General features: G+C 71.1%; 22 protein-coding genes. 10 read left to right on the top strand and 12 right to left on the bottom strand.

The genetic code is table 11. From position 1 onward, the window contains the following. Positions 1-90 precede the first annotated feature (90 nt). On the top strand, positions 91-1,479 hold the full coding sequence (locus tag BLT28_RS15850; protein ID WP_030431392.1) for a M1 family metallopeptidase: 1,389 nt from the start codon (positions 91-93) through the stop codon (positions 1,477-1,479). A gap of 1 nt (position 1,480) precedes the next feature. Here the strand turns inward: BLT28_RS15850 and BLT28_RS15845 are convergent, their stop codons facing one another. Continuing rightward, positions 1,481-2,389 (bottom strand): proteasome assembly chaperone family protein, encoded by a 909-nt coding sequence (locus BLT28_RS15845; protein WP_030431391.1) that lies wholly within the window; start codon positions 2,387-2,389, stop codon positions 1,481-1,483. 131 nt (positions 2,390-2,520) lie between these two features. Here BLT28_RS15845 and BLT28_RS15840 point away from each other — a divergent pair, with 131 nt between their 5' ends. Then, positions 2,521-3,282, top strand: a complete 762-nt coding sequence (locus BLT28_RS15840; protein ID WP_030431390.1) for a sulfite exporter TauE/SafE family protein — start codon at positions 2,521-2,523, stop codon at positions 3,280-3,282. Here BLT28_RS15840 and BLT28_RS15835 read toward each other — a convergent pair. From BLT28_RS15835 to BLT28_RS15815, 5 genes are all read right to left on the bottom strand, one after another. Continuing rightward, the gene (locus tag BLT28_RS15835) at positions 3,260-3,826 is read right to left on the bottom strand and encodes a GNAT family N-acetyltransferase (protein WP_030431389.1); all 567 of its coding nucleotides are present in this window, start codon (positions 3,824-3,826) and stop codon (positions 3,260-3,262) included. The two genes, BLT28_RS15840 and BLT28_RS15835, sit on opposite strands and share 23 nt — an antisense overlap. A 27-nt stretch (positions 3,827-3,853) precedes the next feature. Beyond that, positions 3,854-5,233, bottom strand: a complete 1,380-nt coding sequence (locus BLT28_RS15830; RefSeq protein ID WP_081900528.1) for a DUF4153 domain-containing protein — start codon at positions 5,231-5,233, stop codon at positions 3,854-3,856. 122 nt (positions 5,234-5,355) lie between these two features. Then, the gene (locus BLT28_RS15825; protein ID WP_156051296.1) at positions 5,356-6,336 is read right to left on the bottom strand and encodes a HAMP domain-containing sensor histidine kinase; all 981 of its coding nucleotides are present in this window, start codon (positions 6,334-6,336) and stop codon (positions 5,356-5,358) included. An 11-nt stretch (positions 6,337-6,347) separates the two neighbouring features. Continuing rightward, a complete protein-coding gene (locus tag BLT28_RS15820; protein ID WP_052407691.1) occupies positions 6,348-7,007 on the bottom strand; it encodes a response regulator transcription factor in 660 nt (219 codons plus the stop codon). Positions 7,008-7,070: 63 nt separating this feature from the next. Then, positions 7,071-7,862, bottom strand: a complete 792-nt coding sequence (locus tag BLT28_RS15815; protein ID WP_030431386.1) for a ThuA domain-containing protein — start codon at positions 7,860-7,862, stop codon at positions 7,071-7,073. A 148-nt stretch (positions 7,863-8,010) separates the two neighbouring features. Between BLT28_RS15815 and BLT28_RS15810 the strand changes: the two genes are divergently transcribed. The 4 genes from BLT28_RS15810 to BLT28_RS15795 are packed head-to-tail and all read left to right on the top strand — an operon-like array spanning position 8,011 to position 10,972. Beyond that, positions 8,011-8,595 carry an ArsR/SmtB family transcription factor gene (locus tag BLT28_RS15810; RefSeq protein ID WP_030431385.1) on the top strand — a complete coding sequence of 195 codons (585 nt, stop codon included), beginning with the start codon at positions 8,011-8,013 and terminating at the stop codon, positions 8,593-8,595. A gap of 1 nt (position 8,596) precedes the next feature. Further along, positions 8,597-9,286: an SRPBCC family protein gene (locus BLT28_RS15805; protein ID WP_030431384.1), complete on the top strand. Its 690-nt coding sequence runs from the start codon at positions 8,597-8,599 to the stop codon at positions 9,284-9,286. Between the two features lie 33 nt (positions 9,287-9,319). Next, the gene (locus BLT28_RS15800) at positions 9,320-10,009 is read left to right on the top strand and encodes an SRPBCC family protein (RefSeq protein ID WP_030431383.1); all 690 of its coding nucleotides are present in this window, start codon (positions 9,320-9,322) and stop codon (positions 10,007-10,009) included. Between the two features lie 30 nt (positions 10,010-10,039). After that, entirely contained in the window at positions 10,040-10,972 is a 933-nt protein-coding gene (locus BLT28_RS15795) for a sigma-70 family RNA polymerase sigma factor (protein WP_030431382.1), read from the top strand. A 171-nt stretch (positions 10,973-11,143) separates the two neighbouring features. Here the strand turns inward: BLT28_RS15795 and BLT28_RS15790 are convergent, their stop codons facing one another. From BLT28_RS15790 to BLT28_RS40165, 3 genes are all read right to left on the bottom strand, one after another. Then, positions 11,144-12,916: an AfsR/SARP family transcriptional regulator gene (locus tag BLT28_RS15790; protein ID WP_081900527.1), complete on the bottom strand. Its 1,773-nt coding sequence runs from the start codon at positions 12,914-12,916 to the stop codon at positions 11,144-11,146. Between the two features lie 452 nt (positions 12,917-13,368). After that, positions 13,369-13,710 carry a 13E12 repeat family protein gene (locus tag BLT28_RS15785; RefSeq protein WP_157376080.1) on the bottom strand — a complete coding sequence of 114 codons (342 nt, stop codon included), beginning with the start codon at positions 13,708-13,710 and terminating at the stop codon, positions 13,369-13,371. Positions 13,711-13,722: 12 nt separating this feature from the next. After that, on the bottom strand, positions 13,723-13,893 hold the full coding sequence (locus BLT28_RS40165; protein ID WP_157376079.1) for a hypothetical protein: 171 nt from the start codon (positions 13,891-13,893) through the stop codon (positions 13,723-13,725). 438 nt (positions 13,894-14,331) lie between these two features. Between BLT28_RS40165 and BLT28_RS15780 the strand changes: the two genes are divergently transcribed. Next, positions 14,332-14,898 (top strand): GNAT family N-acetyltransferase, encoded by a 567-nt coding sequence (locus tag BLT28_RS15780; RefSeq protein WP_030431380.1) that lies wholly within the window; start codon positions 14,332-14,334, stop codon positions 14,896-14,898. On the opposite strand, the gene BLT28_RS15775 is transcribed toward BLT28_RS15780, so the two are convergent. Both BLT28_RS15775 and BLT28_RS15770 read right to left on the bottom strand, forming a co-directional pair. Continuing rightward, entirely contained in the window at positions 14,882-15,397 is a 516-nt protein-coding gene (locus BLT28_RS15775) for a hypothetical protein (RefSeq protein ID WP_030431379.1), read from the bottom strand. The genes BLT28_RS15780 and BLT28_RS15775 overlap by 17 nt on opposite strands. Positions 15,398-15,406: 9 nt before the next feature. Then, positions 15,407-19,594, bottom strand: coding sequence for a vWA domain-containing protein (locus tag BLT28_RS15770; RefSeq protein ID WP_030431378.1), 4,188 nt, complete (start codon positions 19,592-19,594; stop codon positions 15,407-15,409). Positions 19,595-19,839: 245 nt separating this feature from the next. On the opposite strand from BLT28_RS15770, the gene BLT28_RS15765 reads away from it, so the two are divergent. After that, positions 19,840-20,280 carry a nuclear transport factor 2 family protein gene (locus tag BLT28_RS15765; RefSeq protein WP_030431377.1) on the top strand — a complete coding sequence of 147 codons (441 nt, stop codon included), beginning with the start codon at positions 19,840-19,842 and terminating at the stop codon, positions 20,278-20,280. 82 nt (positions 20,281-20,362) lie between these two features. Here BLT28_RS15765 and BLT28_RS15760 read toward each other — a convergent pair whose 3' ends face one another. After that, positions 20,363-21,118 (bottom strand): TetR/AcrR family transcriptional regulator, encoded by a 756-nt coding sequence (locus BLT28_RS15760; RefSeq protein WP_030431376.1) that lies wholly within the window; start codon positions 21,116-21,118, stop codon positions 20,363-20,365. A 95-nt stretch (positions 21,119-21,213) separates the two neighbouring features. Between BLT28_RS15760 and BLT28_RS15755 the strand changes: the two genes are divergently transcribed. Continuing rightward, positions 21,214-22,161 (top strand): daunorubicin resistance protein DrrA family ABC transporter ATP-binding protein, encoded by a 948-nt coding sequence (locus tag BLT28_RS15755; protein WP_030431375.1) that lies wholly within the window; start codon positions 21,214-21,216, stop codon positions 22,159-22,161. After that, a complete protein-coding gene (locus tag BLT28_RS15750; protein WP_030431374.1) occupies positions 22,158-22,937 on the top strand; it encodes an ABC transporter permease in 780 nt (259 codons plus the stop codon). Before BLT28_RS15755 ends, BLT28_RS15750 begins: the two co-directional genes overlap by 4 nt.

The raw sequence follows: 22,937 nt of genomic DNA, 5'->3' as shown, positions 1-22,937 counted from the left end.
TATCGGGAGCCACCGACAGCGGCTGCTTCGGCTCAGGTCGAATGTTCGATCGCTGACAACCGCGCGTCATCCGGTCCGCGTAGAAGGGGTGTGAAGCACCTCCGTCTCCTCGTCGCACTGTTGCTGACGCTGGTGGTCAGCGCACCGCCCGCCCTCGCCGCCGGGCTCGGTGATCCGATCTTCCCCGCGGACGGCGACACCGGCTATCGCGTCACCAGGTACGCGCTGGATTTCGCTTGGCAGGCCCCGAAGAGGCCGTTCGACGCGACCACGACGGTCGAGGCCGAGGCCACGCAGGCGCTGTCGAGCTTCACCCTCGACTTCGCGGGCAACCAGCTCCGTGAGGTCACAGTGGACGGTGCCGCGGCCACCACCAAGCGCAGCGGCGACAAGCTCACGGTCACCCCGGCGAAGGCACTCGCCGCGAACCAGCGCTTCACCGCGACCATCCGCTACACCGCCGATCCCACGCTGCAGCGCAGGCGCAGCGACGCGATCAGCGTCTACGGCTGGATTCCCACCACGGACGGCACCGTCGTCTACCCGCAGCCCAACGGGGCGCGGCTGATCTTCCCGAACAACGACCACCCGAGCCAGAAGGCGCCGATCGCGATCACGGTGTCCACGCCCGCGGGCATCACCGCCGTGGCGACGGGAACCCTGAAGTCCCGCACGGAGATCGCCGGGAACCGGGTCCGCTGGTCCTACGACTCACCGCAGCCCGTCGCGACGCAGCTCGTCGGCCTGGCGATCGGCGAGTTCACCGTCACCGACGGGACCGGACCGAACGGCCTGCCGCTGCGCGACGCCGTCCCGACCGATCTGGCGTCGCAGGTGGAGAAGTACCGCACCCGCACGCCGGGGCACCTGGAGTGGATGGAGAGGCGGGTCGGCAAGTACCCCTTCGACACCTACGGGATCGTCGTCGCGCACACCGATCTCGGTGTGGCGCTGGAGACCCAGACGCTGTCGATGTTCCCCGAGGACGACCTCACCGGCTCCGAGGTCGCCGCCGAGAAGGACATGATCCACGAGCTGGCCCACCAGTGGTTCGGCAACAGCGTCACCGTCCGCCAGTGGTCGGACCTGTGGCTCTCCGAAGGCCACGCGCGGTTCTACGAGCGCGTGTACGCCGCCGAGAAGGGCTGGGAGAACCTGGACCAGAAGATGCGCGAGATCTACGCGCAGCACGACTCCTGGCGCTCGACCTACGGCCCGCCGGCCAAGCCGACCGAGCCGAAGCTGTTCAGCCGCATGGTCTACGACGGCTCCGCCCTTGTCGTCTACGCGCTGCGGCAGAAGGTAGGCGCCGCCACCTTCGAGAAGATCCAACGCGCGTGGGTCGCCCAGTACCGGGACAAGGCGGCGAGCACGGCCGACTTCATCGCGCTGGCCTCACGCGAGGCCGGCACCGACCTGACGGCCTTCCTCAGGTCCTGGCTCTACGACGCCAAGACCCCGCCCATGCCCGGCTGGTAGGTCACTTGCCCTCGGCCTGCTCGGCGAGGAAGCGCTCGAACTCCTCGCCGAGCTCGTCGGCCGTGGGCATGCGCTCGCCGGACTCCGCCAGGAGGCTGCGCTCGCCGACCGCTTCGGTGAAGGCGTCGTACTGGCGTTCCAGGCCGCGCACGACCTCGGCGACCTCGTCGGACTCGGCGACCTGGCGCTCGATCTCCTCGTTGGTGCGCGCCGCGGCCTCGCGCAGACCGCGCTCCGGCAGCTCAAGGGCGGCCACCGAGCCCACCGCGCCGAGCAGGCGCAGGCCCGCCTCCGGGTAGACCGACTGCGCGAGGTAGTGCGGAACGTGCGCCGCGTAGCCGATCGCGTCGTGACCGGCCTCGCCGAGCCGCAGTTCCAGCAGGGCCGACGCGCTGCCGGGGACCTGGATGCGGTTGAACACCTGCGGGTAGTCCGCGACCAGCTCGGCGCGCGTGGCGTGCGCGGTGACGCCGAGCGGGCGGGTGTGCGGCGCGCCCATCGGGATGCCGTGGAAGCCGACCGTGAGCCGGACGCCCCAGCGCTCGACGAGGCCGCGCACCGCCGCGGTGAAGCGTTCCCACTGGTTGTCCGGCTCGGGGCCGGTGAGCAGCAGGAACGGCGTGCCCACGGTGTCGTGCATCAGCCGGATCACCAGCTCGGGCGCCTCGTAGGCCGCCCAGTGGTCGGTGGCGTAGGTCATCGCGGGTCTGCGCGAGCGGTAGTCGATCAGCGCGTCCACGTCGAAACGGGCGATCACCCGGCTCTCCAGGGAGTCCACCAGGTGGTCGGCGAGGACGCGCCCCGCGCCGCCCGCGTCCATGAACCCGTCCAGGTTGTGCAGCAGAACGGCGCCGTCGAGGTCGGGGACGTCCGAGTCCACCTCGACCAACTGCTCCGGATCCAGTCCCACCGCTGCCTCCCAGGTGCCTGACTACAACGTGCTTCTCCCTGCCCAACGCGGAGGCGCCGCGAAGCATTCCCCTGTGATCCTGCTCGCGCCCCCACCGCACGGGGAGCATGCAGCATGCTAAGGATTGCACGGTGATCTGGTGGCACGCGGTCGTCATCTTCGTCGCCGGGGTGTGGGCGGGCACGATCAACACGGTGGTCGGGTCCGGGACCCTGGTGACCTTCCCCGTGCTGGTCGCGCTGGGCTATCCACCGGTCACCGCGACGACCTCGAACGCCATCGGCCTGGCGCCGGGCACCATCAGCGGGGCCATCGGCTACCGCGAGGAGCTGCGCGGACAGGGGCCGCGACTGGTCCGCTTCGGCATCGCCTCGCTGCTCGGCGCGATCGGCGGCACCGTGCTTCTGCTGTCGCTGCCGAAGGACGCCTTCGAGGCCGTCGTGCCCGTGCTCGTCGGGCTCGCCGTGGTGCTGGTGATCATCCAGCCGCGGGTGTCGAAGTGGGTGGCCTCGCGCAAGACCACCACTGCCGCCGCCACCGAGGGCGGTGCCCTGCTGCTGTTCCTGATCTTCCTGATCGGCATCTACGGCGGGTACTTCACCGCGGCGCAGGGCGTGATGCTGATGGCGGTCATGGGCATGCTGCTCGCCGAGCCGCTGCAGCGCCTCAACGGCATCAAGAACGTGCTCTCCGCCGTGGTGAACGTGGTCGCCGGTCTGATCTACGCCGTCGTCGCGCCGGTGAGCTGGCCGGTGGTCGGCCTGCTCGCCGCGGGCTCGGTGCTCGGGGGAGTGCTCGGCGCGAAGATCGGCAGGAAGCTCTCGCCGACCGTGCTGCGCGGGGTGATCGTCGTGGTCGGCGTGGCCGCGATCATCCACCTGCTCGTGAAGTGAGTTCCCACTCTTCCCTGGTCAGTGCGTACTCGACTTCGCCGTGCTCGGTGCCGGGCAACGGGTTCTCGTGCTCCTCGTGGTAGGTGCGGACGTAGCGCAGCCCGCATTTCTCCATCACCCGCCGCGAGCCGGAGTTGACGAACATGGTGTTCGCGGTGACCCGCTCGGCACCGGCCCGGCGAAAGCCCAGTTCGATCAGCGCGCGTGAGCCCTCGGTCGCGTATCCCTTGCCCCACGCGGACTTCCGCAGCCGGTAGCCGAGTTCGACCTCGCCATCCGGAGCGCCCTCGTTCGGCCGGAAGTGGAACCAGCCGAGGAAGCGGCCCGCCCGGTCCTGCGCCGCCCAGAAGCCGTAGTACGCGAAGTTCTCGTAGTACCAGAAGAAACGCGGCAGGATGTCGTTCTCCACCTCCGAGCGCGGGGTCGCCGCCTCGTCGATGTAGCGCATGACCTCGGGATCGCCGTCCAGCTCGACGAGGTTGTCCACATCGGACTCGGTGAACCGCCGCAGCACCAGGCGCTCGGTCTCCAGGAAGACGTGCATGGGCCGATGGTCGCACGCCGCCTCCACTCAATTTCGGAGCGGGACGTCCGCGCACGGGGCGTGCCGCTCGACCAGCCAGCTCCGCGCCTGCGCACGGGCCAGGTTCCACTCCCGCCAGCTGTCCGGGGCCTTCGCCAGTGCGGTGGTCGGCCAGTACAGCAGGCAGTCGCGCTGCGGCTGGGGCAGTCGCCGGAGCGCGGGCGCCGCGTCGGCGGACAGCTTGGTGAGGTAGAAGTAGTCGATCTTCCCGGTGCGCCCCAGGCGGTCGATGTTGCCGTCGGCGATCAACCGGTCCGGGTTCAGCACGGCGAGACCGAGCAGTGCCGCCATGCCCGTGGCCACCGCGACGCCGGGCAGCCACGAACCCCGCAGCCGCACTCCTGCCGCGATGACGAGGAGGTAGACCAGGCCCAGCCACAGTTCGCACGCGAGCACCAGGACGCGCAGCACGGTGAAACCGTACTCCTCCTGGTAGACCCACATCCGCGCGGCCGCTCCGGCCACGATCACCAACGACAGCAACGCCAAAGCGCCGAGCAGCACGCGCAGCCAGATCCGGTCGGCACTGGTTTCCCTTGGTGCCAAACGAGAAGCGAGCCCGATCACGCCGAGCGTGAGCGCCGTGACCACCAGCAGCTGCCAGAACCCGCGTCTCGCGTACTCCGCGTACGGCAGATCTCCTGCCACGCTGAACAACGCGGGGAGCTGCACCGAGACGAAGGCCGCGAACAGCAGGACGAGCACGCTGATCGGCAGTACCCATTCGACCCGCCGGAGGCTGACTTCCGGGACTTCCAAGGAGGACTCCGGCTGTGGCTGGGTCATCGCCCAGCACAGGCCCGTCGTGAACAGGGCCGCCGCGACGAACATCGTGACCGACACGAACGCCGAGGAACTGTCCACTGTGGGTACAAGCGAACGGACAAGCGTTTCGAAGGCAGGATCGGCGCTGACGAGCAGTCCGCCGAACACGACGAGCAGCACCGCCGAGATGGCGACCGCGAGCAGTGTTCTCGCGTTGCCACGCGGACGGATCTCGCGCACGCCCCGCCTGAGCCAGTGGAGCCTTGTCAGTGCGTTGATCGGCGCTTCGACCGCGCCGCGCAAGGACGTTCCCGCAACCGCGAGCGAGGCCGCGACGAGCGCCGTGATCACGCACAGGACGAACAGCCATCGCGAGTCACGGAAGACACCGACCGCGATCAGGGCCACCGCCAGGATCGCCCAACCGGGATTTCTTTTTCGCACACTGGTTTCCGTGCTGCGGGCCGCCACCGTCACCGCGACGGCCATGGCCAACGCCGTGATCAGCCAGCCGAGGCCCGGTCGCGCCGGGCTCAGCGCAAGTGCGGCGACCAGGCCACTCGTCGCGACCGCGACCAGCACAGACGGCATCGCTCTGTCCATTGTGGACACTCCTTTTCGGGCAGGGTTCCAAGCCTGAATGAGTCATTCGGTGCGTTGAGCGCGCTGAATGACTCATTCAGTGCGTCAGGCGCACCAAACGAGGCATTGGTCTTGGGGGGAGGTCAGGGGTGGGTGGCGGGAAGGGTGACGCGGATGTGGCTGCCGAGGGCGGCGATGGTGCCGCCGTGCAGGTCGACGACCCAGCGCGCGATGGCGAGGCCGAGGCCGGTGCCGCCGCCCCCGGCGCGCTCGCCGCGGGTGAAGCGCTCGAAGACGCGGTCGCGCTCCTCGGGTGGGATGCCGGGCCCCTCGTCGTGCACCTCGATGACCAGGTCGGCACCGCGCACGGCCGCGAGCAGGCGCACCTCGCCGCCGGGAGGACCGTGGCGGGCGGCGTTGTCCAGCAGGTTCACCACCACCTGGTGCAGCCGTCCGCGGTCGGCGTAGACGGTGGCCTCGTCGGACACATCGGTCACGAAGCGGGCCGAGGGCGCCATGACCTGGGCCTCCGCGACGACGGACTCCAGCAGCGGCCGGACGGGGAAGACCGAACGGTCCAGGCGGTGCGCGCCCGCGTCGATGCGGGACAGGTCGAGCAGCTCCGAGACCAGGGCCCCGAGCCGTTCGGTCTGCGCGAGCGCGGTGCGCATGGTGGCGGAGTCGGGCGGGGTCACGCCGTCCACGACGTTCTCCAGCACGGCGCGCAGCGCGCTGATCGGCGTCCGCAGCTCGTGCGAGACGTTGGCGATCAGGTCCCGCCGTTGCTGGTCGGCCGCGCCGAGATCGGCGGCCATGCGGTTGAACGCCGTGGCGAGCTGGCCGACCTCGTCCCGGGCGGTGGCGCGGACCCGGCGGTCGTAGTCACCGCGCGCCATGGACTTCGCGGCCGAGGTCATCTCCCGCAGCGGTCTGGTCATCCCGTGTGCCAGCACCTGCGAGGCGACGAGCGCGACGAGCACGGCGGTGATCGCGGTGCGCGGCGGCAGCCAGCCGATCTGGTACCAGAAGAACAGCAGCGACGCGGTGATCGAGACGACCACGACGACACCGAGCTTGAACTTGATCGACGGAACCGGGTCGAGGGGGCGCGGCACGCGGTCCAGCCAGGCCCGGATCACTTCGGCACCTCCAGCGCGTAGCCGACGCCGTGCACGGTGCGGATCAGATCGGCGCCGAGCTTGCGGCGCAAGGCTTTCACGTGGCTGTCGACGGTGCGGCTGCCACCGGCGTCGTTCCACCCCCACACGGAGCGCAGCAGCTGCTCGCGGGGCAGCACCGCGCGCGGGCGGTCGGCGAGGCAGGTCAGCAGGTCGAACTCGGTGGGGGTGAGGTGCACCTCGACGCCCGCGCGGTGCACCCGCCGCTCCTCCCGGTCGATCCGGAGGTCGCCGAGGCCGGGGGCGGCCGCCCGGCTCACCCGGCGCAGCAGCACCCGGACCCGGGCGGCCAGCTCCCGGATGGAGAACGGTTTGGTCAGGTAGTCGTCCGCGCCCACCGCGAGCCCGACGAGCAGGTCCGTCTCGTCGTCGCGCGCGGTGAGCATGAGCACGGGAACCGGCCGCCGCGCCTGGACGCGCCTGCACACCTCAAGCCCGTCGAAGCCCGGCAGCATCACGTCCAGCACCACGAGGTCGGGCTCGGTCTCCTCGGCGAGGCGGACCGCGGTGGGGCCGTCGTGCGCCAGCTCCACCGCGAACCCCTCGGCCCGCAGCCGGTCGGCCACCGAGGTGGCGATGGTCGGATCGTCCTCGACGACCAGCACTCGCTGCTGCATGAACCCGACTCTAAGCACCGGATGTGGTGCTCACGCGGCCGAGTTGTGGAGATTGCGTGAAGGTCAGCGCTGCCCCAGCCAGGACAACCCGTCGATCAGGAACCGGTTCTGCACCTCGCTGGCGAAGGTCGAGGACAGCGGCCGGTTGTTCGGGTAGTCCATGGCGTTGTGCCCGAAGTTGGCGTAGAGCATCCGGTAGTTCTTGTTGCTCCACATGATCGGGTAGTAGCCGCTGTACCAGCTCTGGTTCGGATCGGTGCCCAGCGGGAAGCCGGAGGGGTCCACCGAGGCCAGGATCTTGATGTTGGGATTGCGGCGCAGGTCGTTGGTCCAGCTGTACCACTCGCTGACCGCGGAGGTCCACGTCGCGGGCAGCCGCGTGGTCGACGGGTGCGCCCGGTCCTCGGTCCTGAGCACCGCCGTCGTCGGACCCCAGGTGTTGGAGCGGAACGCGCCGGTGCCGAGGAAGGTGTTGTGGTACCAGGACCAGGCGTTCGGGTCGGTGGTGAACGCGGAGACGTGGAAGCCCAGCCAGCCGCCGCCGTTGTCCATGTAGCGCTGGAAGCCCGAGCGCTGCGCGGCCGTCTGCGGCAGGTTGTCCAGGAACATCACCACCTGGTACTGGGACAGCTCCGGCGAGGTCAGCAGGTTCCAGTCGGTCGAGGCGGTGTAGGAGAAGTCGTGCTGCGCGGCGAGCTGCGGGAAGCGCTCGTTGGCCTCCTTCACGAAGCTGATGTGCGCGGCGTCCCAGGTCCCGCTGTAGAGCGCGAGGACCTTGAACCGGGGCGCGGCCTGTGCGGGCAGGGTGGTCAGGAACAGGAAGGCGGCGAACAGGGCTAGCAGACGCTTGACCATGCGGGGTCCCTTCGGTGAGCGGAGGGAACCGGCGGCTTGTTGCCATCCGCGATTGTGTTGCCGCATCGGATGGTAAGCGCTCTCACAGGGTCGCGTCGAGGTGAACCTCGCCTTGACAAAAAAAATTGTCAGTGGCAGCGTTGCCGCCATGTTCGAGGTAGCGGTGATCGAGGACCCGGCCGCGGCCGAGGTCTGCCTTGACCCGGTGCGCGCCCGCCTGCTCGCCGAGCTGGCCGAGCCGGGCTCGGCCACCACGCTGGCCGCCAGGGTCGGGCTGACCAGGCAGAAGGTGAACTACCACCTGCGCGCGCTGGAGGCGCACGGCCTGGTGGAGCTGGTGCAGGAGCGGCCGAGGGGCAACTTCACCGAGCGCGTGCTGCGGGCCACCGCCGCCTCGTACGTGATCTCCCCGGCGGCGCTGGCCCCGGTCCAGCCCGATCCGGCCCGCGCGCCCGACCACCTGTCGGCGCGCTGGCTGCTGGCGGTGGCGGCGCGGCTCGTCCGCGACGTGGGCGCGCTGATCACCGGAGCCACCAAGGCGCGCAAGCGCCTGGCCACCTTCGCCGTCGACGGCGAGATCCGCTTCGCCTCCGCCGCCGACCGGGCCGCCTTCGCCGAGGAGCTGGGGGGCGCCGTGCGCTCCCTGGTCGCCAAGTACCACGACGAGTCCGCCGAGGGCGGCCGTCCGCACCGCATCGTCATCGCGCTGCACCCCAGCGTCAAGGAGAGTTGAGATGAGCCGCGAGTTCGAGCTGCGCAAGGAAGTCGTCCTGCCCGCGTCCCCGAAGGAGGTCTGGACGGCGGTCGCGACGCCCGACGGCCAGGCGGGCTGGTTCATGCCGGGCGAGGAGATCGGCCCGGGCGGCGCGGAGGTCTGGGACCCGCCCCAGCACCTGGTGATCGCGCTGCCGCCGGGAGAGGACGGCTCCTTCCACCGCTTCGAGTACCTGGTCGAGGGCCGCGAGGACGGCACCGTGCTGCGGTTCGTCCACAGTGGAAAGACCGGTCCCGGCTGGTCGGCGGACTACCCGGAGGTGACCTCCCACGGGTGGGACTTCTACCTCCACTCGCTCGGGCAGTACCTGACGTACTTCCCCGGCCGTTCCACCGTCTACGTGGAGGCCGAGGCGCCCGCGTCGTCGGCGCAGCGGCCGGCGTGGGACGGGTTCGTCGCGGCGCTCGGCGTGTCCGCGGTGGGCGATGCGATCTCCGTGTCCGTGCCCGGTCTGCCGGCCCAGGAGGGCGTGGTGGACATCCTCAACTCGGACTTCCTCGGCTTCCGCACCGACGACTCCCTCGTGCGCTTCCACGGCCGCATGCGCCTGGACATGCCGGTCGCGGTGAGCCAGCACGCGTACGGCTCGATCGACGGCGCCGCCTTCACCGAAGCGTGGAAGAAGTGGCTCGACGCGCAGTTCGCCTGAGCGCCGAACCCGGCAGTCGAGGAGAATCGAGAGATGGGCCGCGAGTTCGAGCTGCGCAAGGAAGTCGTGCTTCCGGTGTCCCCGGAGGAGGTCTGGGCGGCGGTCGCCACACCGGAAGGCCAGGCCGCCTGGTTCATGACCGGTGAGGAGATCGGCCCGGGCGACGCCGAGACCTGGGACCCGCCCAGGCACCTGGCGATCAAGACGCCTGCCGGCGAGGACGGTTCGTTCCACGCCTTCGAGTACCTGATCGAGGGCCGCGAGGGCAGCGCCGTGCTCCGGTTCGTCCACAGTGGAATGACCGGGGACGCCTGGCCGGACGAGTACGTCGACATGACCGGGATGGGCTGGGACACCTACTTCCACTCGCTGCGGGAGTACCTGGTCCACTTCCGCGGCCGCCCCGCCGTGTACGTGGAGGCCGAGGCCCCGTCCGTTTCGGTGGAGACCGCGGCGTGGGACCGCTTCGTGGCCGCGCTCGGCGTGTCCGAGGCGGGGGACAGGGCGTCGATCTCCCTGCCGGGGCTGCCGAGCCAGGAGGGCGTGGTGGACATCATCGAGGAGGGCTTCGTCGGCATCCGCACCGCGGACTCGCTCGTGCGCTTCCACGGCCGGATGCGCCTGGGCATGCCCGTCGCGGTGGGTCACCACGTGTACACGCCGATCGACACCGACGCCTACACGGCGGCCTGGCAGGAGTGGCTTCGCTCGCAGTTCGCCTGAGTGTCGGGGGCGCGGGTTACCGTCTGCGCCATGAACGCGTTCCCCGCGGTGGCCGACCCGTTCCGGCGGGAGCTGGTCGCGCACTGCTACCGGATGGTCGGCTCGGTGCACGACGCCGAGGACCTGGTGCAGGAGACCTACCTGCGCGCGTGGCGGGCGTACGACAAGTTCGAGCAGCGCTCGTCGGTGCGGACCTGGCTCTACCGCATCGCCACCCGCGTGTGCCTGACGGCGCTGGAAGGGCGGGGGCGGCGCCCGCTGCCGACCGGCCTCGGCGGCCCGCGCTGCGATCCCGGTGACGATCTGGTGCAGCCGCAGGAGATCAGCTGGCTGGAGCCGTTCCCCGACCGGGACGACGACCCGGCCACGATCGTCGTCGGCCGGGAGAGCCTGCGGCTGGCGCTGGTCGCGGCGTTGCAGCACCTGCCGCCGCGCCAGCGCGCCGTGCTCGTGCTGCGCGATGTCCTGCAGTGGCGGGCGGCCGAGGTCGCCGAGGCGCTGGAGATCTCGGTCGCCGCGGTGAACAGCCTGCTGCAACGCGCCCGTGCTCAGCTGGAGTCCGTTGCGCCGCAGGAGGAACAGCTGATCGAGCAGCCGGAGCAGCGCGAGCTGCTCGACCGCTACGTGCGCGCGTTCGAGACCAAGAACGTCGCCGCGATCGTCGAGCTGTTCACCGCCGACGCGGTGTGGGAGATGCCGCCGTTCACCGCGTGGTACCAGGGCCGGGCGGACATCGAGCGGCACCTCCGCGAGCGCTGCCCGGCCGTGCCCGGTGGGCAGCGCCTCATCCCGATCAGCGCCAACGGCCAGCCCGCCTTCGCCAACTACCTGCGCGGGCCCGACGGTGCGTTCCGCGCCTTCAACATCCAGGTGCTGACCATCGGGCCGTCCGGGGTGAGCCACGCGGCGGTCTTTCTCGACACCTCGCTGTACGCCGCGTTCGGCCTGCCCGAGGTCCTCTGAGGGATCCGGCTGACGCTGACGGGCGGTTCCCCGAGAACGCGTCTCCGTTTTCATCGTGCTCGAGGTAGTTGCCCGTGGAGGTCGCCGCCCTCGTGGTTCCCGCCGGCCGGGGCGGCAGAGCAGCACGCCCGCGATCGGGGTCTCGCCCCGGCGCCGTGGTCGACCTGGTCCTCAAGGCCGCCCGGGGCTGAGCGTCCTGGCCGGTGGGGGTGCCGTGACGGCGAGCACCGCGGCGAGCCGCCGGGTCAGCGGGTCGATGGTGAATCCGTCCACTGTGGACCGGATGAGGTGCCACGCGACCAGCTCGCCCAGGGGGCGCCGCGCGCTCGCCGTCGAGGTCCGCAGCAGACCGGCCGCGTCGTCCAGGGTGAACGAGAAGTGCGGCAGCATTCCCAGCAGACCCAGCAACCGTTGCGCGGGAAAGGAGAGCCGTTCCTGGGTGCGGGCGAAGGACGCCGGCACGGACGCGGCCTCGTCACCCGGGATGACCAGCGCGGCGAAAAAGTCCTCCGTGGACAGGTCGCGGGCGTGCTCGCGCAGTGACTGCCCGCACCGGTTGGCCCCGGCGATCCGCACCGCGAGCGGGTTCCCGCCGCACAGCCGCACGATCTCCTCGGCGTCGTCGTACTCCGTCATCACCAGCGCCTCCCCGGTGACCCGGCCGAGCAGCGCGATCGCGTCGGCCGAGGGCAGCGGTCCCAGCTCCACCCGGGTGGCGCCCTGCAACGCGACCAGCCCACTGAGCCGATTGCGGCTGGTCACCACCAGCGTGCACGGCGCGGTCCCGGGCAGCAACGGCCGGACCTGGTCCGCGCTGTCCGCGTCGTCGACCATGATCAGCATGCGCCGGTCGGCCAGCGTGGAGCGGAACAGCGCGGCGGCGCCGTCCACGGACGCGGGCACCTCGGTCGCCGGAACCCCCAGCGACACCAGGAAAGCGGTCAGCGCGTCGCGCGGGTCGGCACCGCCGCGCAGGTCCACGTAGAGCTGGCCGTCCGGGAAGCGCTCCGCCGCCCGGTGCGCCCAGTGCAGGGCGAGCGCGCTCTTGCCGATCCCGGCCGCACCGGTGATCAAGAGGACCGGTCCGGGCTCGGCATCCAACCGGGCCAGTTCCTCTTGCCTGCCCAGGAAGTCCGGTACCGCGAGGGGTAGCTGGCGCGGCAGCACCGCGCTGGCCCGGGCCGGGTTCAGCGACAGGTCGCCGTCGAGGATGCGGCGGCGCAGCTCCCGCAGTGCCGCGCCCGGCGCGACGCCGAGTTCCTCGCGCAGCAGCACCTCGGCCCTGCGGTAGGTGGCCAGCGCGTCGGCCTGCCGCCCGCAGCGGTGCAGCGCCCGCATCTCCAGCTCCCACAACCGTTCCCGCAACGGGTGGGCGTTGGTGACCAGCGGCAGCTCGGCGGCGGCGACGTCGTGCCTGCCCAGCGCGAGCAGCGCGGCGAAGCGGTCCTCGATCGCGTCCAGCCGCATTTCGGTGAGCCGTGCCGCCTCCGCCTCCAGGGCAGGGGGTAGCGGCAGGTCCTCCAGCACGGCGCCGCGCCACAGCTCCAGCGCCTGGGTCAGCCGGTCCAGCGCGAGCGCGGCCTCGCCCGCGGCCAGCGCCTCCCCGCCCTCGGCGGCCAGCCGCTCGAAGCACGCGGCGTCCAGCTCGCCCGGCTCCACCCGGAGCAGGTACCCGCCCCGGCTCGCGGGCAGCCGGGGCGCCCCGTCCCCGTGCTCGCCGTCGAGCACCTTGCGCAGCCCCGCGAGGTAGGACTGGAGGTTCGCCGCGGCCGACGGCGGCGGCTCGTCACCCCAGAGCTGCCCGACCAGCTCCGCGGTCCTGACCGGCCGGTTCGCCCGCGCCAGCAGCACGGCCAGCGCGACCCGCTGCTTGCGGCGGTTCAGCACGACCGGTGCGCCGCCCGCATCGCGGACGTCCAACGCGCCAAGCACCCGGAATCTCACGCTGGCAGCGTAGGGAGGGGCACTTAACGCACACTAATCGCAGTGGTGCTGCGCTGTTCAGGGGCGGTCATGGAGTCCTCCGGAGCATTCCGCTGTCGGAGAGTCGGCGGTGGACTCTGCGTAGTCGTTTGTGGCCTTTCACCTGCGCCGGGATGATTTCCGAACGTGCGACTTGCGCGTTTCGTGAGGAAATAGCCTTCGGTCGCGCTATTCATTTTAATTCTTTGTCAATTGTGGAGCAGGGCAGCCCCTGAGATCCGGCGACCCCGCCCCTGCTCCCAGCGACGCTCGCTCTACCCCGCCCTCGCCACCGCCTACGCCCTGACCTGCCGCGCCAACCGCGTGAGGGCCACCTCCTTGATCCACAACTCCACCAACTCCCCGTCTCCTTGGATCCGCTCGCGGGCCCCTGTCCCTGACCAAGGCCATCACCACCTGGAAGACCGAGCGCCCTACGCGCGCTTTGCGCCATTTACGCTTTGACCGAGATCAGCGCGTCGGCTGCCTGGTACCTGTGCGAAGGCTTGCTGATCCCAGGCCCAGGCCTGGTCCATCCTCCAACGGCTCGGTTCAACCCCCGTGCGTGCAGCCAGGGATGCCTCGGCTTCCTCCCGACGCTCGACGGGGAGCGTGGCGAGGGTGTCGGCGATGACGAACACGTGATCGGCGTGGATCGCGCCCTCCCGCAACGCCACCCGCGCCTGCGGCAGCGATGGCAACCCGCGCACCAGCCGGGTCCGCCGCCGCGCCTCATACGGGGAGAGCACCAACGCATCCCGCAGTAGCACCGCCACCGTCCGACACCCCTACCGCAGATGCAGGCTCCGTGTCTCGGCCTCAGCGGCGAGATCAGCCGACACCGCGGCGATCACCCGCTGCAGTGCCTGCAGTTCCTGCAACATCGGCACAAGATCGCCATCCGGTACCTGCCCCGCCGACACCCCGGACAGATCCTCGCTGAACTCGGTGATCTCCATCTGCTCCCCTCCTCTTGCCTCGTTGATAGCAAAAGAGAAGAGAGCGGTCGAAGTACCAGCGGGTGAACCTCAAGCACCCCAACGGTTCCAGCCGGTAATACCGCCAGGCCAGCAGCAGCAGCCGAGCACAGTCCACTATGGACTAACACCTGGTCACCACACGATTCCCAGGCTCCTCAACGGAAACCGCAAGCCGCACACCACACGGTCGGCTTCACCTGGGGTGCGCGTGCCCTACGCTTCCCGCGAGGGCCGGAGTTTCATCCCGTGCCCCCAAGAGGCCCAAGGGCACGCGCAAGGGCCCCTAGCTCAAGCCGACCCCACGCAGGGAAACAGCCGACCCACGCCGGAACCGGCGCGACCAGGAAGCCCAGCCCACGCGAGCAGGTAGCCCAGCCCACGCAAGTGGGAAGCCGAGAACCGGCCATACTGACGGCCATGCCCAGCCTCGTCCCCCCAGCCTGCCCACCAGGCACCCTCGCCACCACCCCCCAACCCACGATCGCCGAAACCCTTCGACCGTGGCGCCCCGAAGATTCCCCCGCGCTCCGCACCGCCTTCGCCGACCCGCACATCCAGCAGTGGCACCGCCTGTCCCTGGAATCCACCGCCGAGGCGGAGGAGTGGATCGCGAGCTGGGCCGTCCGCTGGGCGGCGGAGGAAGCCGCCAGCTGGGCGATCACCGAGGGGGAGCAGGTGCTCGGGCAGGTCGGGCTACGCGGAGTGGATCTCGCCGAAGGGCATGCGGAACTGTCCTACTGGGTGCTTCCCGAGGCGCGCGGCCGGGGTGTCGCGGTGCGCGCGGCACAGGCGCTCGCCGACTGGGCGTTCGACGTGGCCGGGCTGCACCGGCTGGAGATCGGGCATTCGGTGGCGAACACGGCGTCCTGTGCGGTGGCACGACGGCTCGGGTATCCCTTGGAGGGAACCAAGAAGAGCGCCTACCTGCACGTGGACGGCTGGCACGACGCCCACGTGCACGCCAGGGTCAAGCTCGCGCGGTGAAGAACAGCCCGCACAGCAACAGGGTCAGCCCGGACAGCACTCCGCTGACGATCGGCACCCACGCGACCGCGGACGTCCACGCCATGCCCAGGCCGATGCCGCCGAGGATCGTCATGATCACGCCGGGGACGGCGATCGTCCACGTCTTCCACACCAGGACGAACGCGACGAAGTGGATGCCGACGACAACGGCGATCCACGCGACGTTCGCCTGCACCGGGGCTTCGAGGGCGCGCAACACCTGGAAGCCGCCGAAGAGCGCGACGACCTCGCCGAGGACGACGAACCAGTAGCCCTTGGTGAATCCGCCCGCGGCGTCGTCCGTCGCGGGTTTCTTCCCCTGCCGAAACGTCATGACGAGGGTCGCTGCCAGGAGGAGGACGGCAAGGATCTGCGCCGCGGTGGTGAGTGCGCCGTTCAGCGGTGCGCCGGCGTTCGCGAGGACGAACGCCGTGCCGCCTGTTGCTCCGATGAGGGCTCCGATGGCCTGGTGTCGCACCGGCGGAGACTACCCCGCGGCAAGGCCGATCGACGGTGAGACGAACGGCACGTACGCCAGCCCGAGCGGATTCCCCTTCGCCAGCAACGAGATCCGCGCACGCATCACCGCGACCCCGATGGCGTCCCGGTTGATCACGAAGGAGCGCAGGACCTCCTGGCCGAACTCGTCGGCCAGCTCCTCGAAGACGGTGGTCTCGGTACCGATCACGCCGCTGGCCAGTGCCTCGTTGACGAAGTAGCCGACGAGGCCCATCGCCCGCTCCGGGCGCATGCCGGTGACCTTGCTGGTGTTGAGGAAGACCAGCGGCCTGCTCCGCTGCCAGCGCAGCCGCCGCTGCCTGAGGTCGGCCGGGGTGAGCGGGTCCTCGGAGTCGGTGCCGACGCGCAGGAACGGCGTGTCGCCGTCAACCCCGCCGTGCGCGTAGAAGTAGACGACCTGAGGATCGCTGTCCAGTTCGGACAGGGTGCGCTCGTGGGTCTCGCCGAGCTGGAACCCGCGCCACGGCAGCATTCTGCGCAGCGCCGCGCTGTGCTCCTCTGCGGAGGGGAAGCCGCGGTAGAGGCCGCCTGCCAGACCGACGCCGTTGCCGGAGGGCAGCGCCGGTGGCAGCGACGGCCCGAGCCCGACCGAGACCGGCAGGCCGAGCGCGTGCCGGAAACCCCAGAATCCACCGGGGCACACCGTCGCCGGGTCGGGCTGGCGCGCGTGGGCGCAGGTGCGCAGGAAGCACGGGCTGCCGTAGAGGCCGCCGCGTTGGACGGCGGCGAGGAAGTCGGCGCACAGCCGCAGCACCGGCGAGCCGATGTCCAGCGGCAGGTCGTAGATCAGCGCCGTCGGCAGCACGTGACGGCTCGACGGGGCGATCGGGACCTGGACGAACCCGGGCTTGGCGAACGCGGCGCCGACGTGCTCGGGCACCCCGCTCATCAGCAGCTGGTAGAGGCGACGGCCGTGCGTGGCGAGCAGGCCGAGGTCGAGGGTGAACTGCTCGACGGTCGGCGGCTTGGCGTAGCGGTACTCCAGACCGGCGCGCCACGGTTCCGCGCTGGCCCACGCGACCCGGTTCAGTGCGCCGCGGGCGAGCCGGATCTCCTCTGCGAGCTGGTGTTCGCCGAGCGAGGTCTCCGCGCGCAGCGTCTCCCTGCCGTCTGAGGCGACCAGCCGGACCGACTGACTTCCCCGGCCGTCCCCGGTGAGCAACAGGCTCGCCGAGTGCTCGGGGACCTGGGGCATGCCCAGCGTCTCGGCCGGGTCCGCGACGCGGTAGTCCACTGTGGACGTCATCGCGTTGGGGCAGGGCACGGGCTTGGCGGTGACCTGGACGTGCACGAGGATCGACTGCACCAGGGTCTGCCGCCAGTAGACGTTGCAGCGCAGGCGCGCGGGGCCGAGCGTGTACGGCGAGGTGACCGGGAAGCACAGTCGAGTCCCGTCCTGGACGATCGACGGTTGCCGGAGCACGGTCGAGCTGCCGTCCGCGCCGAGCCGGATCTGTCCGAGCGCCGCGTCCTGCTTGATCGCGAACTCGCCGGGGAACTCGAACAGCGCCACCGACAGCACCGCGTCCTCCGCACCCGCGACGGGCGCCGGGGCCTGGATCTCCACCCAGAACCAGAAGTTCTGCGCGGCGGGCACACCGAGCCCCGTCTCCAGGTCCTTGCGCGGATCGGCGGGCAGTGCGAGCCCCGTGCGCACCGTGGTGACCTGTGGGGTCTGCACGGGCCACGGCCCGCTCGTCCGACCGCCGTTCGTCGGGATCGGAAGCGGCGCAGACAGCTGCGGCGGCGAAGGCAGGGGGATCGCGGGGCGGGAAGCCTGCATCGGGTGTGCCGGATGCATTGCGGGAACCGGCATCCCCGGGATCGACGGGGTCGCCCAAGGAGCCGGGGCCACCACCGTGGGCGCCGGAGCGACGGCGCCGTTCGGTGCGACAGGCTGAAAAGGTCCGGTGACCGGCGGGACCGGTGCCGGTGCGGTCGTCGGCGGTGGCGTCGGGGCGATCACTGTCGGGGCCGCCGCCACCGGAGTTGGCGCTGCGGGAGTTGCCACTGTGCGGTCGGTGGCGGGTGCTGTGGCGACGGGGGTAGGTGCTGCGGCAGGAGGGGGCGCTGCGGGAGCTGGCGCTGCGGGGGACGCTGCGACGACGGTTGGCTCGGCGACGCTGGGAGCCACGATGGTGGGTGGTGTGCTCTCGGAAGGCGGCGATACGGGGGAGAGCGCGACAGTCGCGTTGGTCGGGGCGGGGTCGTGCTTGAGGACGGTCGTCGCCTGCGGTTCCGGAGCGGAGACCTGGGAGAGCAGCTTCTTGATGCGCGGCGTCTCTCCGGTCGGCAGGGCGTGCTTGCGGCGCCCGTTCGCGCGCTTGAGCACAGTGGTCTCATTGGCGGACGGCTGCTGGGGCGTGGAGCCGTTCTGGCTCGTGGGCAGCGAAGGCCAACCGCCCCACGAGCCCGTCGCGGAGTCCACAGTGGACGGCTTGGACCGCAGGTTCGGCAGCGCGGTGATGGACGGCAGCTCGACCGCGGGCGGGTCCTCGGCGTCGTGCAAGCCGTCGGAGTTCGTCGGCGTACCAACAGCAGACGGCGTACTGACGGAGGGCGGCTCGACGTGAGGCGGTTGCTCCGGCTCGGGCGCTGCCGCGACGGGCTGCGGCTCGGCGAGCGGCGGTTCCTCGGCACGGGGTGGTTCTTCGGCCGCAGGCATCGGTTCAACGGGAGGCAAGGGCTCGATGCGGGGCAGAGCGTCGACCGCGGGCAGCGCTGCAGGTGGCGCTTCTCCGGGCGGTTCGGGTAACGCCTCGACGCGGGGGAGCGGCGGCTCGGCGGGCGCGAGCGGCTCGGGCAAGGCGGAGTCCCACGGCACGTCGAGGATCTCGTCGTCGGCGCGGCGGTGCCTGCCGCGCGGCCGGGGGCTCGGTGTGCTGAGCGTCGACTCGATGGCCTGCACGACGGCGCGGCGCCTGCGGGCGGGCTTGGGAGCCTTGGGCACAACGGGCGTGCCGTTGGCGGCGGGCTGCTCCTTGATCCGGACCGCGCCGGTCACCGGGTCGGACTCCACGATCCGGTCCAGCTGGTTCAGCATCTCGGTGTCACCGGCCTCGGCCGCGTGCCGCACGGCCTCGCTGAACTGCTCGTTCGCGGCCACCATGTTCCCTTCAGCGCGGGCGGTCAGCGCGGAGCGCACCGCCTTGGCCAGGTCGGCCTTGCCCAGCACGTCCGCCACCTTGGAATCCAGCGGCAGGGTACGGGTGATGTCCTCGCTCCAGCTCGCGGTGACCAGGCCCGCGGCGAGCGGGACGAACTCGCCCGGTTCGCTCACCATGGCCGGCCGCACCAGCCGGGCCCTCGTCGCGATCATGGACTGGCCGGAGCCGGAGGGCTCCAGTTCGACGCGCAGGTGGTACTCGCGCCGCTCGGCGCCCCACGCGTCGGTGCGGTAGCCGAGGCGGCCGCGTCGTTGCGTCAGGTCCACGTGCACGGGGTGGACCTGCTCCAGCAGCCGGACCCGGGCGCCCTTGGGCAGCCACAGCCGCAGCGCGGTGTCGGTCACCGACTTGGTCACCATCCCGGCGACCGCGCTGACCAGGTTGGTGGTCAGTCGCGCGGGGTCGGCGACGAGCTCGACCGAGCCGCCGAGGCGGTTGGCGATCGTGCGCAGTCCGGTGACGTCGCGGTTCTCGCCTACGGCGACGCAGTCGCAGACGAAATGCCCCGCGCAGGCGTCGGCGGCCCGGGCGAGGTCCCGCTCGTCCTCCCCGCTGTCACCGGCCGTGACCAGCAGGGCGTGGCGAACGGCACCCTCGTGTTCGACGAACAGCCGGTCGGCCAGCGCGAGCCAGTCGCGCATCGTGGCGGAACCGCTGCTGGGCGTCACGATGGACACCGCGGCCTTGGCGACGGCGCGGTTCTCGGGGGTCGACGGGCAGAACTGGCGCCCGACGGGGAAGGCCATCCGGGACCCGGCGAGCACGGCGAAGGCCACGCCGTCCGGCAGGGCGTCCACGGCGGCCATGACGGCCTGCTTCAGGTGGGCCGAGCCGTCGAAGATGATCACTTCGGCGGCCGGGGGCGGTTCGGCGGGCGCGGCGGGCAGCGGGGCGGCGCTGACCGAGAGCACCGCGTCCAGCTCGCGGGCGCCCGGCGGCAGGTGCTCGTTGTGCGAGACCTCGATGTCGAATCCGAGTCGCTCGCGCATCTCCTGGCCTTCCCGGGACGTCGTCAGCGGGCCGTGCTCCGCGGAGCGCTGCTCACCTTCGGCGGGACCACGAAACGCTCCTCCGGATGGGTGCGAACCGAACACGAGGCAGCACACATGGTTGCACGTCGTCGCTCGACCGCGTGAGCCGCAATCACATCCCCGGAACCCCGATCCGGGAACTTAGCACTCTGCGCACTCGTCGTATGGTGTACGGTACAATGTACGGCGAATGAGGAGGACGAATGTCAGGTGTGCCCGAAACGGTGGCGAACAGCGGCGCGTTCCGCCCGAGCGAGCAGGACGTGGCGAGCGTGCACGCGTGGTTCGCGGAGTACGACGCGCATGCCGCGGCCGGTGACGTGGAGAAGATGGCCGACATGGCGATGTACCCGCTGAACGTGGTCAGCGACTCGCCGGAGGGCAACGGCGCGGCGGCGCAGTGGGAGCGCGCGGGCTTCGTCGAGTCGATGGAGCACGTCGTCGGCGGCGGTGGTGACGTCAAGATGGAGTCGGTCCGGAACCCGATCTTCCTGACCGACAAGCTGGTCGTCGTGATCACCGAAGCGACCTTCACGACGACCGAGGGTTCGCAGGACGTCCGCTACGCCGACCTGCTGGTCAAGGTCGACGGCAGGTGGCTGTTCCAGACGATGGTCCAGGGCGGCTGGGGCGAGAACCTCTAGCCCCCGCCACCGCGGTCACCGACCGCTCCCGACCACGCCGGGGTTGGGGGCGGTCGGCCGCGGATGGGGTCTTGAAGACGGCCTAACGGCGGTTCACCAGGGCCTCGACGCCGTCGAGGATGCGTTCGAGGCCGAACTCGAAGGCGTGCGCGGGGTTCACCGCGGAGTTGTGCGCCTCGCCCGCGGCCACGCCGACCGCCGACGCCACCGGGTAGGCCTCCGGGTCGGACATGCGGGCCAGGAACGGCTGGTGCGCCTGCCACCACTTCTCGTCGGTCATGCCCGTGCGCTGCTCGGCCTGGGCGGCGTCCACGCTCGTGCGCGCCGCCCCGTGCACGAAGCCGAGCACCAGGGTGATCACCGAGTCCATCTCGACCAGGCTCAGCCCGATGCCGTCCACGGCGCGCAGCTCGTAGTCGTACTTCGCGATCATGTTCGGCCCGAGCACCGGCCGGTTCGCCGCGACCTGGAGCAGCCACGGGTGCCGCAGGTAGAGCTTGTGGTTCTCCCTGGCCACCTGTTCCAGCCGGACGCGCCACGGCTCGCCGCCGAGGTCGGGCCGCGCGGTCTCGCCGCACACCGTGTCCTGCATGACGTCGAACAGTTCGCCCTTGCCCGGGACGTGGGTGTAGAGCGACATCGTCCCGACGCCGAGCTCCTCGGCGACCCGGCGCATGGACAGCGCGCCGAGCCCTTCGCTGTCGGCGACCTCGATCGCGGCCCGGACGATCGCGTCGACGCTGAGGTCCGTCCTGCCCTTCCTGGCGCTGCGCTCCGCGGTGCGCCACAGCAGCGCGAGGCTGCGGGCGGGGTCTCCCGTGCCGCTGTATTCGGCCATGTAACGCCTTTCGCTCCGCCGACGACAAGCCCATCGTAGCTTCTCGGTACGCTGTACGGTACAACGTACGGGCAAGCTCGGTGAAGGGAGAACGAGTGGTTCCGGAGACGGCGGTGCGCGCCGAGGGCCTGACCAAGCGCTACGGCGGCGCGACCGTGCTCGACGGTGTCGACCTGCGCCTCGGCCAGGGGCGGGTGCTCGGTCTGCTCGGGCAGAACGGCGCGGGCAAGACCACGACCGTGCGGGTGCTGACCACGCTGCTCAAGGCGGACTCGGGCCGCGCGGAGGTGGCGGGCTTCGACGTCGCGACCCAGGCGCCGCGGGTGCGCGCGAGCATCGGGCTCGTCGGCCAGCACGCGGCGGTGGACGAGATCTTGGGCGGGCGCGACAACCTCGTCATGTTCGGCCGGCTGCACGGGCTCCGGCCGCGGGCGGCCCGGGCGCGCGCGGACGAACTGCTGGAGCGGTTCCGGCTCGTCGCCGCGGCGAAGCGGCCGGTCGGCACGTACTCGGGCGGGATGCGGCGGCGGCTCGACCTGGCCGCGAGCCTGGTGTGCGCGCCGAAGGTGCTCTTCCTCGACGAGCCGACGACGGGCCTCGACCCGCACAGCCGCGCCGAGGTCTGGGCGGAGGTGCGCGCGCTGGTCGCGGCGGGCACCTCGGTGCTGCTCACCACGCAGTACCTGGAGGAGGCCGACCAGCTCGCCGACCACATCGCGGTGATCGCGGCGGGCCGGGTGATCGCGGAGGGCAGCCCGGCCGCGCTCAAGGCGGACCTGGGCGGCGACCGGATCGAGGTGGTGCTGCACGAGGCCGCGGACCTCGCGCGGGCGCGTGGGGTGATCGCCGCCGCCACGGGCTCGGAACCCTTGGTGGACAACGACACCCGCATGATCGGAGCGCCGGTGGAGGACCGGGTCCGCGCACTCACGCGCACGGTCACCGCGCTGCAGGAGGAGGGCATCGACGTCGAGGACGTCACCTTGCGCCGACCGACCCTCGACGAGGTCTTCCTGCACCTGACCGGAAAGGAGGCTGCGTGAACAGGCTCGCGGCAGACACGTGGACGTTGACCCAGCGGGATCTGCGGCACTGGGTCGTCCAGCCGACACCGGTGATCGTCGGGTTGCTGTTCCCGGTGATGACGGTGCTGATGTTCGGGTTCCTCTTCGGGGGCGCGCTCTCCGTGCCCGGCGGCGGGAACTACCGCGAGTTCCTGATGCCCGGGATGTTCGCGCTCACCATGGTCTTCGGCATGGAGTCGACGATGGCGGCCGTGGTCACCGACGCGGCGCGCGGGGTGACCGACCGGTTCCGGTCGATGCCGATGGCGTCCTCCGCAGTGCTGCTCGGCCGCAGCTGCGCGGACATGCTCAACGCCGCTGTGGGGCTCGTGGTCCTCGTCCTCTGCGGCCTGCTCGTCGGCTGGCGGTCGAACGGAGGCCTCGGCGCGACAGCCTTCGCGTTCGTGCTGCTGTTGCTCCTGCGGTTCGCGCTGATCTGGGTGGGCATCTACGTCGGGTTGATCATGCACGGACCGGAAGCCCTCGTCGCGGCGCAGATCCTGGTGTGGCCCCTGGGTTTCCTGTCGAGCGCGTTCGTCTCGCCGGACACCATGCCGGGCTGGCTGGGCGTCATCGCGGAGTGGAACCCGCTCTCCGCGACGGTCGCCGCGACCCGGACCTTGTTCGGCAACCCCGGCGTCGGGACGTCCTGGGCGGCGGAGAACGCGATCGTGTTCGCCGTCGCGTGGCCGGTCCTGCTCGTCGCGATCTTCCTCCCCTCGTCCGTGCGGCGCTACCGCGCCCTGAGCCACTAG

The sequence above is a fragment of the Allokutzneria albata genome (genome assembly GCF_900103775.1).
Lineage (GTDB): Bacteria > Actinomycetota > Actinomycetes > Mycobacteriales > Pseudonocardiaceae > Allokutzneria > Allokutzneria albata.
This window is presented reverse-complemented; position numbering and strand designations above follow the sequence as displayed.